At 49.3% G+C, this 18,686-nt stretch carries 13 protein-coding genes and 4 tRNA genes; 15 read left to right on the forward strand and 2 right to left on the reverse strand.

Annotated elements, in window-relative coordinates; all coding sequences use genetic code 11:
• The first annotated feature begins 212 nt into the window (after positions 1-212).
• Positions 213-1,250 (forward strand): UDP-N-acetylmuramate dehydrogenase, encoded by a 1,038-nt coding sequence (gene murB / locus EYY67_RS22625; RefSeq protein ID WP_131694445.1) that lies wholly within the window; start codon positions 213-215, stop codon positions 1,248-1,250.
• Positions 1,247-2,206, forward strand: a complete 960-nt coding sequence (gene birA / locus EYY67_RS22630; protein ID WP_095924280.1) for a bifunctional biotin--[acetyl-CoA-carboxylase] ligase/biotin operon repressor BirA — start codon at positions 1,247-1,249, stop codon at positions 2,204-2,206. The genes murB and birA overlap by 4 nt, the downstream gene beginning before the upstream one ends.
• A gap of 51 nt (positions 2,207-2,257) precedes the next feature.
• On the opposite strand, the gene coaA is transcribed toward birA, so the two are convergent.
• Entirely contained in the window at positions 2,258-3,208 is a 951-nt protein-coding gene (gene coaA, locus EYY67_RS22635) for a type I pantothenate kinase (protein WP_095924281.1), read from the reverse strand.
• 217 nt (positions 3,209-3,425) lie between these two features.
• The gene (locus EYY67_RS22640; RefSeq protein WP_095924282.1) at positions 3,426-3,962 is read right to left on the reverse strand and encodes a GNAT family N-acetyltransferase; all 537 of its coding nucleotides are present in this window, start codon (positions 3,960-3,962) and stop codon (positions 3,426-3,428) included.
• 385 nt (positions 3,963-4,347) lie between these two features.
• On the opposite strand from EYY67_RS22640, the gene EYY67_RS22645 reads away from it, so the two are divergent.
• The 13 genes from EYY67_RS22645 to rpoC all read left to right on the forward strand — a co-directional run bounded on the left by EYY67_RS22645 (position 4,348) and on the right by rpoC (position 18,547).
• A tRNA-Thr gene (locus tag EYY67_RS22645) sits at positions 4,348-4,423 on the forward strand.
• Between the two features lie 19 nt (positions 4,424-4,442).
• Positions 4,443-4,527: transfer RNA gene (locus EYY67_RS22650), tRNA-Tyr, on the forward strand.
• Between the two features lie 130 nt (positions 4,528-4,657).
• Positions 4,658-4,732: transfer RNA gene (locus tag EYY67_RS22655), tRNA-Gly, on the forward strand.
• Positions 4,733-4,739: 7 nt separating this feature from the next.
• Positions 4,740-4,815 (forward strand) — tRNA-Thr (locus tag EYY67_RS22660).
• Between the two features lie 108 nt (positions 4,816-4,923).
• A complete protein-coding gene (gene tuf / locus EYY67_RS22665; RefSeq protein ID WP_095924283.1) occupies positions 4,924-6,108 on the forward strand; it encodes an elongation factor Tu in 1,185 nt (394 codons plus the stop codon).
• 253 nt (positions 6,109-6,361) lie between these two features.
• Complete coding sequence (secE, locus tag EYY67_RS22670; RefSeq protein WP_034794996.1) at positions 6,362-6,745, forward strand: preprotein translocase subunit SecE; 384 nt, start codon at positions 6,362-6,364, stop codon at positions 6,743-6,745.
• Positions 6,746-7,291, forward strand: coding sequence for a transcription termination/antitermination protein NusG (nusG, locus tag EYY67_RS22675; protein ID WP_009639145.1), 546 nt, complete (start codon positions 6,746-6,748; stop codon positions 7,289-7,291).
• Positions 7,292-7,470: 179 nt separating this feature from the next.
• Entirely contained in the window at positions 7,471-7,899 is a 429-nt protein-coding gene (gene rplK / locus EYY67_RS22680) for a 50S ribosomal protein L11 (protein WP_013577413.1), read from the forward strand.
• Between the two features lie 3 nt (positions 7,900-7,902).
• On the forward strand, positions 7,903-8,607 hold the full coding sequence (gene rplA, locus EYY67_RS22685) for a 50S ribosomal protein L1 (protein ID WP_095924284.1): 705 nt from the start codon (positions 7,903-7,905) through the stop codon (positions 8,605-8,607).
• Between the two features lie 337 nt (positions 8,608-8,944).
• Positions 8,945-9,442, forward strand: a complete 498-nt coding sequence (gene rplJ, locus EYY67_RS22690; protein ID WP_013577411.1) for a 50S ribosomal protein L10 — start codon at positions 8,945-8,947, stop codon at positions 9,440-9,442.
• Positions 9,443-9,508: 66 nt separating this feature from the next.
• A complete protein-coding gene (rplL, locus tag EYY67_RS22695) occupies positions 9,509-9,874 on the forward strand; it encodes a 50S ribosomal protein L7/L12 (RefSeq protein WP_013577410.1) in 366 nt (121 codons plus the stop codon).
• A 332-nt stretch (positions 9,875-10,206) separates the two neighbouring features.
• On the forward strand, positions 10,207-14,235 hold the full coding sequence (gene rpoB / locus EYY67_RS22700; RefSeq protein WP_095924285.1) for a DNA-directed RNA polymerase subunit beta: 4,029 nt from the start codon (positions 10,207-10,209) through the stop codon (positions 14,233-14,235).
• Positions 14,236-14,326: 91 nt separating this feature from the next.
• Positions 14,327-18,547 carry a DNA-directed RNA polymerase subunit beta' gene (rpoC, locus tag EYY67_RS22705; RefSeq protein ID WP_095924286.1) on the forward strand — a complete coding sequence of 1,407 codons (4,221 nt, stop codon included), beginning with the start codon at positions 14,327-14,329 and terminating at the stop codon, positions 18,545-18,547.
• Positions 18,548-18,686 lie beyond the last annotated feature (139 nt).

The raw sequence follows: 18,686 nt of genomic DNA on the forward strand, positions 1-18,686 counted from the left end.
CACGAAGTGGGTCATCAACTGCCAGGCATCAAATAAGTGGAAAGCCCTGTACTGACGTACAGGGCTTTTTGCTATGGAAAATTTGAGGCAGCATGTATATTATTCATCCCATTCTCACATCAGCTATTTCGCCCACCCTGTAAAACGTTACGTAACCGGATATCGAATCGGTTAAACTAAGCCTAAATAAGTCACTCATGAGTAATATTGTTATGTCGACTGGCGGTACTTCTCTTCAATCCCTGAATACATTTTCTCTGGCGGCTGATGCGGCTGAAATTATTCATGCTCAAAATGTTGAACAACTGATTGCCGCATGGAAATCAGCGCAGGAAAAACAGCAGCCATTTTTGCTTTTAGGTGAAGGAAGTAATGTTCTTTTCCTTGAGGATTTTGCAGGGTCAGTAGTCCTGAATCGGATCAAAGGGATCAGTCTGACTGAAAATGCTGATGAGTGGTTGCTGCATGTCGGGGCGGGTGAAAACTGGCACCATCTGGTGTGTTACGCCCTAGATCATAATATTGCAGGTCTCGAGAATCTTGCTTTAATTCCGGGATGTGTAGGTTCTGCCCCGATTCAAAATATTGGTGCATACGGAATCGAGCTGCAAAGCGTTTGTGAATACGTTGATGTTTTGGATCTTCAGGCAGGGAAAGTGACCCGTTTAACATCTGCAGAATGCCAGTTTGGTTATCGCGAGAGCATATTTAAACATGCCTATAAAGACGGATATGCCATTGTCTCTGTAGGTCTGAAGCTAAAAAAACACTGGCAACCAAAATTAACATATGGAGATCTGAGCCGCTTAGATCCAGAGACTGTCACTCCCCGTGAAATCTTTGATTCCGTTTGCGCGATGCGACAAAACAAATTGCCAGATCCTGCCGTTACCGGTAATGCCGGAAGTTTCTACAAGAACCCTGCCGTGGATGCATCGGTAGCGGAGAAAATCAGCAGCGTATATCCCACTATGCCTTCTTATCCGCAGGCTAACGGGCAAATAAAGCTGGCAGCCGGTTGGTTGGTTGAACAGGCCGGTCTGAAAGGCTTTGCCATTGGTGGGGCTGCCGTTCACGATAAACAGGCTTTGGTACTGATTAACAAAGATCACGCAAGCAGTGCAGATGTACGCGCATTGGCAAAATATGTGCGTGATGCTGTTGCTGAAAAATTTGGTATCTGGCTTGAACCTGAAGTTCGTTTTATCGCAGGTAATGGTGAAGTAAACGCTGTGGGAGCACTGTCATGAAAGATATTACCGTTCCTCTGCAGTTGATTTCTATTTTAGCTGATGGTGAATTTCATTCCGGCGAACAGTTAGGTACAGCCATGGGCATGAGCCGTGCTGCGATTAATAAACATATCCAGACGGTACGTGACTGGGGCGTTGATATCTTTACTGTCCCTGGTAAAGGTTACAGCCTGCCATATCCTATCCAGTTGCTCGACGAAGAGAAGATCCTTGCACTGCTTCCGGCAGGTCAGGTCAGGGTTTTGCCCGTCATCGATTCTACTAACCAGTATCTTATGGACCGAATTGGCGAATTAAGTTCTGGGGATGCGTGCGTAGCAGAATACCAACAGGCGGGGCGAGGACGTCGCGGGCGCAAGTGGTTCTCACCTTTTGGCAGTAATCTTTATCTTTCTATGTACTGGAAGCTGGAACAGGGACCTGCCGCAGCAATGGGGCTGAGCCTGGTTATCGGCATTGTAATGGCAGAAGTTCTGCAGCGACTGGGTGCGAAAGATGTACGCGTAAAATGGCCTAATGATCTTTATCTTAATGACCGCAAGCTGGCGGGGATACTGGTTGAATTAACCGGCAAAACCGGAGATGCGGCACAGCTGGTTATTGGTGCGGGAATCAACCTTAAGATGCGAGAACCCGCGACAGACACGATCAATCAGGGATGGATAAATCTGCAGGAGGCGGGGGTTAATATTGATCGTAATGAACTCACCGCAACCTTACTGAAAGAACTACGGTCAGCATTATTACATTTCGAGCAGGAAGGATTGGCGCCATTTATTACCCGCTGGCGGGGATTAGATAACTTCCTGGACCGCCCGGTTAAATTACTCATCGGTGATCAGGAAATTCATGGTATCGAGCGAGGTATTGATGCTCAGGGAGCACTGTTGCTTGAACAGGATGGCGTGCAAAAACCTTATATTGGTGGTGAGATTTCACTGCGCGGCGTCTGATTAAAATAAAGGAGAGCGTTTGCTCTCCTTTATTCAATTAAGGTGAGTTATTTATTTTCTTAACCGAACGCTTTCAACTGCATGGTTAGCACTTTTGGTCAGAATTAAGCTGGCTCGTTCACGCGTTGGCAATATGTTTTCTTTCAAATTCAATCCATTAATCTCATTCCACAATTGCGTTGCAATGTTCACTGCTTCTTCTTCAGGCAATTTTGCATAATGGTGGAAATAAGAATCCGGATCTGAAAATGCACCCTGTCTGAATTTAAGGAACCGGTTAATATACCAGCCTTGTAACAAGTCTTCGGGCGCATCAACGTATATAGAGAAATCGACAAAGTCAGAAACAAATACATGATGCGGGTCATGGGGATAATCCATACCACTTTGTAAGACATTCAACCCTTCCAGGATCAGAATATCGGGTTGCTCAATGACTTTATTGCCATCAGGGATCACATCGTAAATCAGATGTGAATAGACAGGGGCTGTCACATGTTTCGCCCCGGACTTAACTTCTGAGACGAAATTCACCAGTTGATGCATATCGTAAGACTGTGGGAATCCTTTTTTCTTCATTATCCCGCGCTCCTGGAGCGTCTTGTTGGGATAAAGGAAACCATCAGTGGTAATCAGTTCTACGGAACGATGCTCTGGCCAACGGCTTAGCAATGCCTGAAGGACACGGGCAGTGGTACTTTTACCCACCGCCACACTTCCCGCAATTCCAATGACGTAAGGGATTTTTTGTCCATCTGTACCGAGGAACTGTTCCAGCACGGCTTGTCGGCGCAAGTTAGAACTGATGTAAAAATTGAGAAGGCGCGAAAGCGGCAGATAGATTTGCGCAACTTCCTCGAGGGATAAATCCTCGTTTATGCCTTTCAGGTTCACCACTTCCGCTTCTTTGAGCGTGAGCGGTACTGAATCACGTAAGGCTGCCCACTGCGCACGATCGAATTGCAGATAAGGAGTTGCCAAAGATGGGTCTCTTTTTTTCATAAGTTAAAGTCTGCCTGTTAGCGCAGGTCAGGAAAGGCGATCACGCCAACTCCAGACAGTAAACCAGCAGCATATTATAGACACCTTAATTTTTGGGGGAGATCTTTTTCTTATAACTTATCGATTTCTTTGATTGAGTTAAAAATTTTTTAAGAAAATGATGTAAACGCAGGGTGCCTGTAACAGTGCGGTGAACGCTCACCACACTGCTTAAGGACTAAAAGAGGGGGAGGGATGCGTGTGGGAAAGGCGAAAGTTGTTTGTAATAGACCACATCATTTTTTCTGCTGTAGCGGACAGCGTCCTGCCTGAGCTCAGCGCATCGGTATCCCTGAGCGCGGTAGAAGGCTTCTGCCTCTGAGCCGGACTGCATATCTGAGGACAATACAGAGCAACGCAACCCCTGGGCGGTATTTTCCAGCTCACGCATCAACAAACGGCCTACACCACGTCGCTTGGCGCGGGAACTGACCAGCAGAGTGACGACCTCCGCCTGATGGGACTGATCTGACGAATGGGCTAAGTCAAGCTGGACTGTGCCGATTACACCCTGCTCATCTCTGGCAATCCACAGTAATCGCTCATTTTGAGATAGTGCAGGGCGCAGGTCATGAAAAGCGTCTTCGGCCTCTTTATGCCCGGTGATATGTGGAAAGCCAACGCAGGCACCTTGACTGTTGGCATCTACCAGCAACTGCGCCAGTTCATCTCTGTAGACAGGTAACGTTGCAGCATTGAGCATGACAATTTTCATTGCGCACTCCTTCATTTGATAAACCAGGGTGTTCGCCAGAGGGGTTGCAATATATGCGCCAGAATTTTTGGTCGGAAAATCAGGCGCAACCTGGAAAGAAATGTCTTTTGATGTTCATTAATGAAGCAAGAGCCCATTTGCGGTGCATAAATCTCAGGATTGCGCTCTGCGAATGATGTGTTTCAATGAATGGCAGAAAGGAAAGAGATCACCCTGCCCATTGCCAGGCACGAAGACACAGGGATTTTGAATAGAATTTGAGCCTTTAAACCCCAAAGAAAGGGAAAATGCTTACTTTTTGAATAAAACATGAGCGATAGCGCAAAACATGCAATTTTTTTGTTGCATAGGCCGTAAACTCTCCATAGAATGCGCAGCACTTGATGCCGGCATAGCTCAGTTGGTAGAGCAACTGACTTGTAATCAGTAGGTCCCGAGTTCGACTCTTGGTGCCGGCACCATTCAAGTACTTAACAATTAGGTGGGGTTCCCGAGCGGCCAAAGGGAGCAGACTGTAAATCTGCCGTCATCGACTTCGAAGGTTCGAATCCTTCCCCCACCACCATACAAGCCTTAGCAATGAGGCAGCTTGAAGTGAAAGAGTCGCTTCAAGTGAAGGTGAGGAATTAAGCGTCTCACGTCCTTTTCCCCGTCTTCGAGTTCTTCAGAAAAATCAGGTAGCCGAGTTCCAGGATGCGGGCATCGTATAATGGCTATTACCTCAGCCTTCCAAGCTGATGATGTGGGTTCGATTCCCACTGCCCGCTCCAAGTATGTGCTGATATAGCTCAGTTGGTAGAGCGCACCCTTGGTAAGGGTGAGGTCGGCAGTTCGAATCTGCCTATCAGCACCACTTCCAAATTCTCCCTCCTGATTTTCTTTCTGTAAACTAATTCGTCAAGCAAATGCTTGGTTGATGTGGTGATACCACCGATTTAACCGTGTCTTAGAGGGACAATCGATGTCTAAAGAAAAGTTTGAACGTACAAAACCGCACGTTAACGTTGGTACTATCGGCCACGTTGACCACGGTAAAACTACCCTGACTGCAGCAATCACTACCGTTCTGGCTAAAACCTACGGCGGTTCTGCACGCGCATTCGACCAGATCGATAACGCACCAGAAGAAAAAGCTCGTGGTATCACCATCAACACTTCTCACGTTGAATATGACACCCCAAGCCGTCACTACGCGCACGTTGACTGCCCAGGGCACGCCGACTACGTGAAAAACATGATCACTGGTGCTGCTCAGATGGACGGCGCTATCCTGGTTGTTGCTGCAACTGATGGCCCTATGCCACAGACTCGTGAGCACATCCTGCTGGGTCGCCAGGTTGGCGTTCCTTACATCATCGTGTTCCTGAACAAATGTGACATGGTTGATGACGAAGAGCTGCTGGAACTGGTAGAAATGGAAGTTCGTGAACTTCTGTCTACTTATGACTTCCCAGGCGATGACACTCCAGTTGTTCGTGGTTCAGCGCTGAAAGCACTGGAAGGCGACGCAGAGTACGAAGCAAAAATCATCGAACTGGCCGGTTTCCTGGACAGCTACATCCCAGAACCAGAGCGCGCAATTGACAAGCCATTCCTGCTGCCAATCGAAGACGTATTCTCCATCTCCGGCCGTGGTACAGTTGTTACCGGTCGTGTAGAGCGCGGTATCGTTAAAGTTGGCGAAGAAGTTGAAATCGTTGGTATCAAAGATACTGCTAAATCAACTTGTACTGGCGTTGAAATGTTCCGCAAATTGCTGGACGAAGGCCGTGCTGGTGAGAACGTTGGTGTTCTGCTGCGTGGTATCAAACGTGAAGATATTGAACGTGGTCAGGTTCTGGCTAAACCAGGCTCAATCAAACCACACACCCAGTTCGAATCTGAAGTGTACATTCTGAGCAAAGATGAAGGTGGTCGTCATACTCCATTCTTCAAAGGCTACCGTCCACAGTTCTACTTCCGTACAACTGACGTGACCGGTACCATCGAACTGCCAGAAGGCGTTGAAATGGTAATGCCAGGTGACAACATCAAAATGGTTGTTACCTTGATCCACCCAATCGCGATGGATGACGGTCTGCGTTTCGCAATCCGTGAAGGCGGCCGTACTGTAGGTGCTGGTGTTGTTGCTAAAGTTATCGCTTAATCGCTGATAATTTTTTGTCACTATTCGTTGACGCAATACACCCTAAAAGGGCATCATTCGATGCCCTTTTTTCTACGCTGTGGCGCGAGAACCTATCTCATCAGCGATTTATACGTCATAATCACTGGTGAGATAGGCTCTGAGATATAGCGTAAAACACCGAATTGCGCTCTAGTAGAGCATCGATCGGTTTGGTTTGCCTCGCAATGCGAGGCAAAGTTGTTTGTTCTGAATCATTGTGACGGGTTGGTTTATGAGTGCGAATACCGAGGCTCAAGGGAGCGGGCGCGGCCTGGAAGCGGTAAAGTGGCTGGTTGTTGCCGTTTTGTTGGTTGTAGCTATTGTCGGTAACTACTATTACCGTGCATACAGCCTGCCGTTACGCGCGTTAGCCGTAGTAGTTATTATCGCAATTGCAGGTGCGGTGGCATTATTGACCACTAAAGGCAAAGCGACAGTCGCGTTTGCTCGCGAAGCGCGTACTGAAGTACGTAAAGTCATTTGGCCAACGCGCCAGGAAACATTGCATACCACACTGATCGTTGCTGCGGTGACTGCCGTTATGTCTCTGATTCTGTGGGGGCTGGATGGTATTTTAGTCCGCCTGGTATCTTTCATTACTGGCTTGAGGTTCTAAATGTCTGAAGCACCTAAAAAACGTTGGTACGTCGTTCAGGCGTTTTCCGGCTTTGAAGGCCGCGTAGCGCAATCGCTGCGTGAGCACATCAAATTACATGACATGGAAGAACTGTTTGGTGAAGTCATGGTTCCAACCGAAGAAGTGGTTGAGATCCGTGGTGGCCAACGCCGTAAAAGTGAACGTAAATTCTTCCCGGGTTATGTGCTGGTACAAATGGTGATGAATGATGCCAGCTGGCACTTAGTTCGCAGCGTTCCTCGTGTCATGGGCTTCATTGGCGGAACGTCAGATCGTCCTGCACCAATCAGCGATAAAGAAGTTGATGCGATCATGAATCGCCTGCAACAAGTGGGTGATAAGCCACGTCCTAAAACACTGTTTGAACCAGGCGAACTGGTGCGTGTTAACGACGGTCCGTTTGCGGACTTCAATGGTGTGGTCGAAGAAGTTGATTACGAAAAAAGCCGCCTGAAAGTGTCTGTATCCATCTTTGGCCGTGCAACACCGGTTGAACTGGACTTCGGTCAGGTAGAAAAAGGCTAACAACAGCGTTCTCAATATTCATTAGAACAGATGTTGTACAGGGCGCGAAATTGAACTATAATTTCGCGCCTTTTGTTTTTATGTGTGGTCTCTGCACATAAAAAGATAAAGAACAAAGTTCTGTAAATAACGGGGAGCCTCTTCAAACAGGCGATATTACCCAAACGAGGATATTTACCATGGCCAAGAAAGTACAAGCCTACGTTAAGCTGCAAGTTGCAGCTGGTATGGCAAACCCAAGTCCGCCAGTTGGTCCAGCTCTGGGTCAGCAAGGCGTGAACATCATGGAATTCTGTAAAGCGTTCAATGCTAAAACTGATAGCATGGAAAAAGGCTTACCGATTCCTGTTGTTATTACTGTTTACTCTGACCGTTCTTTCACCTTTGTTACCAAAACCCCTCCTGCAGCAGTACTGCTGAAGAAAGCGGCTGGTATCAAGTCTGGTTCCGGCAAGCCGAACAAAGACAAAGTGGGTAAAGTAACGAGTGCTCAGGTTCGTGAAATCGCAGAAACCAAAGCTGCGGACATGACTGGTTCTGACGTTGAAGCGATGACTCGCTCCATCGAAGGTACTGCTCGTTCCATGGGCCTGGTAGTGGAGGATTAATAAATGGCTAAGCTGACCAAGCGCATGCGCGTGATCCGTGACAAAGTTGATGCTACTAAACAGTATGACATCACCGAAGCCGTTGCTCTGCTCAAAGAGCTGGCCACTGCTAAATTCGTAGAAAGCGTTGACGTTGCTGTTAACCTCGGCATCGACGCTCGTAAATCTGATCAAAACGTTCGCGGCGCAACCGTACTGCCACACGGCACCGGTCGTTCTGTTCGCGTTGCCGTCTTCACCCAAGGTGCAAACGCTGAAGCTGCTAAAGCTGCAGGCGCTGAGCTGGTAGGTATGGAAGATCTGGCTGACATGATCAAGAAAGGCGAAATGAACTTCGACGTTGTTATTGCATCTCCTGATGCAATGCGCGTTGTTGGCCAATTAGGTCAGGTACTGGGCCCACGTGGTCTGATGCCTAACCCGAAAGTGGGTACTGTAACTCCTAACGTTGCTGAAGCAGTTAAGAACGCTAAAGCGGGTCAGGTTCGTTACCGTAACGACAAAAACGGCATCATCCATACCACTATCGGTAAGGTTGATTTCGAATCCGACAAGCTGAAAGAAAACCTGGAAGCTCTGTTGGTCGCTCTGAAAAAAGCGAAGCCTTCTCAGGCTAAAGGCGTTTTCATCAAGAAAGTAAGCCTGTCCACTACCATGGGCGCAGGTCTTTCTGTTGATCAAAGCGGCCTGAGCGCAACAGTTAACTAATTAACTGCTGACGTTTATCGCTTTACGCGGGCGATAGATTTGTCTAGAATCTATGGCCCGTTGTTTCGTTAATGCGAAACCAAGAATTTTCGGTTGGAGTCTGGCCTATCCAGACCTCCGTCCAAGACCGCAGGTGTCCTGAAAGGGACTTAATCCTTCCTGCGTAGACGGTGACAGAGCCTGAAGAAAATATTTCTTTGTCTTTTTTATAAAGAATTAAGATTTGTCTTTGCTGGATTCTCTGCTCACCGTGTTTGAACGCTTGATATCGATACTCGATAACAAGTGATGTGAGTTCCGGGGATTTTCCCCGGCTAAATCCAGGAGCAAAAAGCTAATGGCATTAAATCTTCAAGACAAACAAGCGATTGTTGCTGAAGTCATCGAAGTAGCCAAAGGCGCGCTGTCTGCGGTTGTTGCGGATTCCCGTGGCGTAACTGTAGATAAAATGACTGAACTGCGTAAAGCAGGTCGTGAAGCTGGCGTTTACATGCGTGTTGTTCGTAACACCTTGATGCGTCGCGTCGTAGAAGGTACTCAGTTTGAGTGCCTGAAAGACACGTTTGTCGGTCCAACCTTGATTGCATTCTCTACTGAACACCCAGGCGCTGCTGCCCGTCTGTTCAAAGATTTCGCTAAAGCGAATGCAAAATTTGAGGTTAAAGCTGCGGCCTTTGAAGGTGAGTTTATCTCTGCGGCTCAAATCGACCGCTTGGCAACTCTGCCTACTTACGAAGAAGCAATCGCACGCCTGATGGCAACCATGAAAGAAGCCTCTGCAGGCAAATTGGTTCGCACTCTGGCTGCTGTACGCGATCAGAAAGAAGCTGCTTAATCAGCCTTTTTTATCTCGTTCATTTGCTTACGTATACACTATTTCTGAATTCTAGGAACACTTGAAATGTCAATCACTAAAGAACAAATCATTGAAGGCGTTGCAGCTCTGTCTGTAATGGAAATCGTTGAACTGATCTCCGCTATGGAAGAGAAATTCGGCGTTTCTGCTGCTGCTGCTGTTGCAGGTCCTGCTGCTGCTGCTGAAGCTGTTGAAGAAAAAACTGAGTTCGACGTTGTTCTGGCCGCTGTAGGCGCGAACAAAGTTGCAGTTATCAAAGCTGTTCGCACCGCGACTGGCCTGGGTCTGAAAGAAGCTAAAGACCTGGTTGAGTCTGCTCCAGCAGCTCTGAAAGAAGGCATCAGCAAAGACGACGCTGAAGCTCTGAAAAAATCTCTGGAAGAAGCTGGTGCTTCTGTTGAAGTTAAGTAAGTTTAACTTCCCGGAGTGCAGTCTGTCCTAACAGACTGATGGCTGGTGACTTTTTAGTCACCAGCCTTTTTGCGCTATAGAGTGTCAGTGGTGTTTCACACTGTTTGAGCACTGAACTACTCTAATATCTCTTTCTATAGACGCCTTAATATATTGCTGCCCCTTGCTGTAGCTCATCTACAGATAACGCACAACGAAATGATTTAAGAGTGGTAGAAAACAGATATTGCGGAAAGCGTTCCTGCTTTCCGGTCGACATAAACGGTGTTGCATGAACTGTCCTTCTCAGGGCAGACAAGATTGGGTCACTGATCAGCGAGCTGAGGAACCCTATGGTTTACTCCTATACCGAGAAAAAACGCATTCGTAAGGATTTTGGTAAACGTCCACAAGTTCTGGACATTCCATATCTCCTTTCTATCCAGCTTGACTCGTTCCAGAAGTTTATCGAGCAAGATCCGGAAGGCCAGTACGGTCTGGAAGCTGCATTCCGTTCTGTATTCCCTATCAAGAGCTACAGCGGTAACTCTGAGCTGCAATACGTTAGCTACCGTCTTGGTGAGCCTGTATTCGACGTTAAAGAATGCCAGATCCGCGGTGTGACGTTCTCCGCGCCACTGCGCGTGAAACTGCGTCTGGTAATCTACGAGCGCGAAGCACCAGAAGGTACGGTCAAAGACATCAAGGAACAAGAAGTCTATATGGGCGAAATTCCGCTCATGACCGAAAATGGTACCTTTGTGATTAACGGTACTGAGAGGGTTATCGTATCTCAGCTGCACCGTAGTCCGGGCGTATTCTTCGACAGCGATAAGGGTAAAACCCACTCCTCGGGTAAAGTGCTTTATAACGCACGTATCATCCCTTACCGCGGTTCATGGTTGGATTTCGAGTTTGACCCGAAAGACAACCTGTTTGTACGTATTGACCGTCGCCGTAAATTGCCTGCGACCATCATTCTGCGTGCATTAAATTACACGACTGAACAGATCCTTGACCTGTTCTTTGACAAGGTGACTTACCAGATCCGCGACAACAAGTTGCAGATGGAACTGGTACCTGAGCGCCTGCGCGGTGAAACAGCTTCCTTTGATATTGAAGCTGACGGCAAAGTCTATGTAGAAAAAGGCCGCCGCATCACTGCCCGTCATATTCGTCAGCTTGAAAAAGACGAGATTCAGCGCATCGAAGTTCCTGTTGAGTACATCGCAGGGAAAGTGGTCTCTAAAGACTACATCGACACCAATACCGGTGAGCTGATCGTCCCGGCTAACATGGAATTGTCTCTGGATCTGCTGGCGAAACTGAGCCAGTCCGGTCACAAAACCATTGAAACGCTGTTCACCAACGACCTCGATCATGGCGCGTACATGTCCGAGACCATTCGCGTCGACCCAACCAGCGATCGCCTGAGCGCACTGGTTGAGATCTACCGAATGATGCGTCCTGGTGAGCCACCAACGCGTGAAGCGGCTGAAAGCCTGTTCGAGAACCTGTTCTTCTCTGAAGATCGTTACGACCTCTCTGCTGTAGGTCGTATGAAGTTCAACCGTTCTCTGCTGCGTGATGAAATCGAAGGTTCAGGTATCCTGAGCAAAGACGACATCATTCAGGTGATGAAAAAGCTGATCGGCATTCGTAACGGCCAGGGCGAAGTGGATGATATCGACCACTTGGGCAACCGTCGTATTCGTTCCGTTGGCGAAATGGCTGAAAACCAATTCCGTGTTGGTCTGGTTCGTGTTGAGCGTGCGGTTAAAGAGCGTCTCTCTCTGGGCGACCTCGACACATTGATGCCTCAGGATATGATCAACGCTAAGCCGATTTCGGCTGCGGTGAAAGAATTCTTCGGTTCAAGCCAGCTGTCACAATTTATGGACCAGAACAACCCGTTGTCTGAGATTACGCACAAACGTCGTATCTCTGCATTGGGCCCGGGCGGTTTGACCCGTGAACGTGCTGGCTTTGAAGTTCGAGACGTACACCCGACTCACTACGGTCGCGTATGTCCAATCGAAACGCCAGAAGGTCCAAACATCGGTCTGATCAACTCCTTGTCTGTCTATGCACAGACTAATGAGTACGGTTTCCTGGAAACCCCTTACCGTCGCGTACGTGATGGTCTGGTGACTGATGAAATCAACTATCTGTCTGCCATTGAAGAAGGCAACTTCGTTATCGCTCAGGCGAACTCCAACCTGGACGAAGAAGGGCGCTTCATTGAAGACCTGGTCACTTGTCGTAGCAAAGGCGAATCAAGCCTGTTTAGCCGCGATCAGGTTGACTACATGGACGTTTCCACCCAGCAGGTTGTATCCGTTGGTGCTTCACTGATTCCATTCCTGGAACACGATGACGCCAACCGTGCATTGATGGGTGCGAACATGCAACGTCAGGCAGTTCCGACCCTGCGCGCTGATAAGCCGCTGGTAGGTACTGGTATGGAACGTGCTGTAGCGGTTGACTCCGGTGTTACTGCCGTAGCCAAACGTGGCGGTATTGTTCAGTACGTGGATGCATCCCGTATCGTTATTCGTGTTAACGAAGAAGAGATGTACCCGGGCGAAGCAGGTATCGACATTTATAACCTGACCAAATACACCCGTTCTAACCAGAACACCTGCATCAACCAGATGCCGTGTGTGAATCTGGGCGAACCTATCGAGCGCGGCGACGTGCTGGCAGATGGTCCGTCAACAGATCTGGGCGAACTGGCTCTGGGTCAGAACATGCGTGTCGCGTTCATGCCTTGGAACGGTTACAACTTCGAAGACTCCATCTTGGTCTCCGAACGTGTTGTGCAGGAAGACCGCTTCACCACCATCCATATCCAGGAACTGGCATGTGTGTCCCGTGACACCAAGTTAGGGCCTGAAGAGATCACCGCTGACATCCCTAACGTGGGTGAAGCTGCGCTCTCCAAACTGGATGAATCCGGTATCGTTTATATCGGTGCTGAAGTGACCGGTGGTGACATTCTGGTTGGTAAGGTAACGCCTAAAGGTGAAACCCAGCTGACGCCAGAAGAGAAACTGCTGCGTGCGATCTTCGGTGAGAAAGCGTCTGATGTTAAAGACTCTTCTCTGCGTGTACCAAACGGCGTTTCCGGTACGGTTATCGACGTGCAAGTCTTCACCCGCGATGGCGTGGAAAAAGACAAGCGTGCGTTGGAAATCGAAGAGATGCAGCTGAAGCAGGCTAAGAAAGACCTGACTGAAGAGCTGCAGATCCTGGAAGCCGGTCTGTTTGCACGTATCCAGTCTGCGCTGGTTGCTGGCGGTGTTGAAGCTGACAAGCTGGGCAAATTGCCTCGCGATCGTTGGTTAGAACTGTCACTGACAGACGAAGACAAACAGAATCAGTTGGAACAGCTTGCTGAACAGTACGACGAACTGAAATCCGAGTTTGAGAAAAAACTCGAAGCTAAGCGTCGTAAAATCACTCAGGGCGATGATCTGGCACCAGGCGTGCTGAAAATCGTTAAAGTGTATTTGGCCGTTAAACGTCAAATCCAGCCTGGTGACAAGATGGCAGGCCGCCACGGTAACAAAGGTGTTATCTCCAAGATCAACCCGATCGAAGATATGCCTTACGATGAAAACGGAACACCTGTTGATATCGTACTGAACCCGCTGGGCGTTCCATCACGTATGAACATTGGTCAGATTTTGGAAACCCACCTGGGTATGGCCGCGAAAGGTATTGGTGAAAAAATCAATGCCATGCTGAAGAAACAGGAAGAAGTTTCTAAGCTGCGCGAGTTCATCCAGCGTGCCTATGATCTGGGCGACGACGTTTGTCAGAAAGTTGATCTGACCACCTTCACCGATGACGAAGTATTGCGTCTGGCTGAGAACCTGAAAAAAGGTATGCCAATCGCAACACCAGTCTTCGACGGTGCGAAAGAGTCAGAGATCAAGCAACTGCTTGAAATGGGCGGAATCCCAACCTCTGGCCAGATCACACTGTTTGACGGCCGTACCGGCGAGCAATTCGAGCGTCAGGTTACCGTCGGCTACATGTACATGCTGAAACTGAACCACCTTGTTGACGATAAGATGCACGCGCGTTCTACCGGTTCTTACAGCCTTGTTACTCAGCAGCCGCTGGGTGGTAAAGCTCAGTTCGGTGGTCAGCGCTTCGGTGAGATGGAAGTGTGGGCACTGGAAGCATACGGTGCCGCGTATACCCTACAGGAAATGCTGACTGTTAAGTCCGATGACGTGAACGGCCGTACTAAGATGTATAAAAACATCGTAGATGGCGATCATCGTATGGAACCAGGCATGCCGGAATCCTTCAACGTACTGTTGAAAGAAATCCGTTCTCTGGGTATCAACATCGAGCTGGAAGACGAGTAAGTACTCGAATTCGCACTGATCACAGGGGCACCTGCCTGTTAATCAATACAGATCAGGTGCCTAACAGGTCTAACCCGACGGGAGCCAATCCGTGAAAGACTTACTAAAGTTTCTGAAAGCGCAAACTAAGACCGAAGAGTTTGATGCGATCAAAATTGCTCTGGCATCGCCAGACATGATCCGTTCTTGGTCTTTTGGTGAAGTTAAGAAGCCAGAAACCATTAACTACCGTACGTTCAAACCAGAACGTGACGGCCTTTTCTGTGCCCGTATCTTCGGACCAGTAAAAGACTACGAATGCCTGTGCGGTAAGTACAAGCGTTTAAAACATCGCGGCGTGATCTGCGAGAAGTGCGGCGTTGAAGTGACCCAGACTAAAGTACGCCGTGAGCGTATGGGCCACATCGAACTGGCTTCCCCGACTGCACACATCTGGTTCCTGAAATCGCTGCCATCGCGCATCGGTTTGCTGCTGGATATGCCACTGCGTGATATCGAACGTGTTCTGTACTTCGAATCCTATGTGGTTATCGAAGGCGGCATGACTAACCTCGAAAAACGCCAGATCCTGACTGAAGAGCAGTATCTGGATGCGTTGGAAGAGTTTGGTGATGAGTTCGACGCGAAGATGGGTGCGGAAGCTATTCAGGCCCTGTTGAAAAACATGGATCTGGAAGCAGAGTGCGAGCAACTGCGTGAAGAGTTGAACGAAACCAACTCCGAAACCAAACGTAAGAAGCTGACCAAGCGTATCAAGCTGCTGGAAGCGTTCGTTCAGTCTGGTAACAAACCAGAGTGGATGATCCTGACTGTGCTGCCGGTACTGCCACCAGACTTGCGTCCATTGGTTCCGTTGGACGGCGGCCGTTTCGCAACGTCGGATCTGAACGATCTGTATCGTCGCGTGATCAACCGTAACAACCGTCTGAAACGCCTGCTGGATCTGGCTGCGCCAGACATCATCGTACGTAACGAAAAACGTATGCTGCAAGAAGCGGTAGATGCTTTGCTGGATAACGGCCGTCGCGGTCGTGCAATCACCGGCTCTAACAAGCGTCCGCTGAAATCTCTGGCAGACATGATTAAAGGTAAACAGGGTCGTTTCCGTCAGAACTTGCTGGGTAAACGTGTCGACTACTCTGGTCGTTCCGTTATCACCGTAGGTCCATACCTGCGTCTGCACCAGTGTGGTCTGCCGAAGAAAATGGCGCTGGAACTGTTCAAACCGTTCATTTACGGCAAGCTGGAACTGCGTGGCCTGGCCACCACCATCAAAGCCGCTAAAAAAATGGTTGAGCGCGAAGAAGCTGTCGTTTGGGATATCCTGGACGAAGTTATCCGCGAACACCCGGTACTGCTGAACCGTGCACCAACCCTGCACCGTTTAGGTATCCAGGCGTTTGAACCGGTTCTGATCGAAGGTAAAGCAATTCAGCTGCACCCGCTGGTTTGTGCGGCATATAACGCCGACTTCGATGGTGACCAGATGGCTGTTCACGTACCGTTGACGCTGGAAGCTCAGCTGGAAGCGCGTGCGTTGATGATGTCTACCAACAACATCCTGTCACCTGCGAACGGCGAGCCAATCATCGTTCCTTCTCAGGACGTTGTATTGGGTCTGTACTACATGACTCGTGACTGTGTTAACGCCAAAGGCGAAGGCATGGTTCTGACCGGTCCTAAAGAAGCTGAGCGTATTTACCGCGCCGGTTTGGCCTCTCTGCATGCGCGTGTCAAAGTGCGTATTACAGAAGAGATCAAAAATACCGAAGGCGAAGTTACGCACAAGACGTCGATTATCGACACGACAGTTGGTCGCGCCATCCTTTGGATGATCGTACCTAAAGGTCTGCCGTTCTCTATCGTCAACCAGCCTCTGGGCAAAAAAGCTATCTCCAAAATGCTGAACACCTGTTACCGCATTTTGGGCCTGAAGCCGACCGTTATTTTTGCTGACCAGATCATGTACACCGGTTTTGCTTACGCTGCCCGTTCAGGCGCGTCAGTAGGTATCGATGACATGGTAATCCCTGCGAAGAAAGCAGAGATCATCGAAGAAGCAGAAACCGAAGTTGCTGAAATCCAGGAACAGTTCCAGTCTGGTCTGGTCACTGCTGGCGAACGCTATAACAAAGTGATCGACATCTGGGCTGCGGCCAACGAACGTGTTGCTAAGGCAATGATGGAAAACTTGTCTGTTGAAGACGTTGTCAACCGTGACGGTGTTGTTGAACAGCAGGTTTCCTTCAACAGTATCTTTATGATGGCCGACTCCGGTGCGCGTGGTTCTGCTGCACAGATTCGTCAGCTGGCCGGTATGCGTGGCCTGATGGCGAAACCAGATGGTTCCATCATTGAAACGCCAATCACCGCGAACTTCCGTGAAGGTCTGAACGTACTCCAGTACTTCATCTCTACTCACGGTGCTCGTAAAGGTTTGGCGGATACCGCACTTAAAACGGCTAACTCCGGTTATCTGACCCGTCGTCTGGTTGACGTCGCGCAGGATCTGGTTGTGACCGAAGACGACTGTGGGACTCACGAAGGCATCATGATGACTCCGGTCATCGAAGGTGGCGACGTTAAAGAACCACTGCGTGAGCGTGTACTGGGTCGTGTGACTGCAGAAGATATCCTCAAGCCGGGTACGGCGGATATCCTGGTTCCACGTAACACCCTGCTTCACGAGAAGACGTGTGATCTGTTAGAAGAGAACTCAGTCGACAGCGTGAAAGTACGTTCAGTCGTAAGTTGCGAAACCGACTTTGGTGTGTGTGCAAACTGCTACGGTCGCGACCTGGCACGTGGTCACATCATCAACAAAGGTGAAGCGATCGGTGTTATTGCAGCACAGTCCATCGGTGAGCCGGGTACCCAGCTGACGATGCGTACGTTCCACATCGGTGGTGCGGCATCTCGTGCGGCAGCGGAATCCAGCATCCAGGTTAAGAACACTGGTACCATTAAACTGAGCAACCACAAGCACGTTAGCAACTCTAACGGCAAACTGGTGATCACTTCCCGTAACACTGAGCTGAAATTGATCGACGAATTCGGTCGTACCAAAGAAAGCTATAAAGTGCCTTACGGTTCCGTGATGGGCAAAGGCGATGGCGCATCAGTTAACGGCGGCGAAACCGTTGCTAACTGGGATCCGCACACCATGCCAGTTATCAGTGAAGTGAGTGGTTTCATTCGCTTTGCCGATATGGTGGATACTCAGACCATCACACGCCAGACCGACGACCTGACCGGTTTGTCTTCTCTGGTTGTTCTGGACTCTGCAGAGCGTACCGGTAGCGGTAAAGACCTGCGTCCGGCACTGAAAATCGTTGACGCTAAAGGCGACGACGTATTGATCCCAGGTACTGATATGCCTGCTCAATACTTCCTGCCAGGTAAAGCGATTGTTCAGCTGGAAGATGGTACTCAGATCCACTCTGGTGACACCCTGGCGCGTATTCCTCAGGAATCCGGCGGTACCAAGGACATCACCGGTGGTCTGCCACGCGTTGCTGACCTGTTCGAAGCACGTCGTCCGAAAGAGCCTGCAATCCTTGCTGAAATCAGCGGGATCATCTCCTTCGGTAAAGAAACCAAAGGCAAACGTCGTCTGGTAATTTCTCCGTTAGATGGCAGCGATGCTTACGAAGAAATGATCCCTAAATGGCGTCAGCTGAACGTGTTCGAAGGCGAAGTTGTGGAACGTGGTGACGTCGTATCCGACGGCCCTGAGTCTCCGCACGACATCTTGCGTTTACGTGGTGTTCACGCGGTTACCCGCTACATCACCAACGAAGTGCAGGAAGTTTACCGTCTGCAAGGCGTTAAGATTAACGATAAGCACATCGAAGTTATCGTTCGTCAGATGTTGCGTAAAGGCACCATCGTTAGCGCTGGTGGCACTGACTTCCTGGAAGGCGAGCAGGCAGAAATGTCTCGCGTTAAAATAGCTAACCGTAAGCTGGAAGCTGAAGGCAAAATCACGGCAACATTCAGCCGTGACCTGCTCGGTATCACCAAGGCATCCCTGGCGACCGAATCCTTCATCTCTGCAGCGTCGTTCCAGGAAACCACGCGTGTTCTTACCGAAGCGGCTGTTGCCGGTAAACGTGATGAACTGCGTGGCCTGAAAGAGAACGTTATCGTTGGCCGTCTGATCCCAGCCGGTACCGGTTACGCTTATCACCAGGATCGTGCACGCCGTAAAGCACAAGGCGAAGTGCCAGTTGTACCGCAAGTCAGCGCGGATGAAGCAACGGCTAACCTGGCTGAACTGCTGAACGCAGGTTTCGGTAACAGCGACGATTAATCGTCTTCTGTCGAAACGCATAGAACCGCTCCTTCGGGAGCGGTTTTTTTTTGCCTGAAGTGTGCGAGTTGAAACGCTCTGGAAAGAGGAGCCGGAACAGGGAACTGGACGATAACCTGTTCCGGCTATTTGGAAGCAG

It is taken from the genome of Rahnella victoriana, from assembly GCF_004330295.1.
GTDB classification, from domain to species: Bacteria; Pseudomonadota; Gammaproteobacteria; order Enterobacterales; family Enterobacteriaceae; genus Rahnella; species Rahnella victoriana.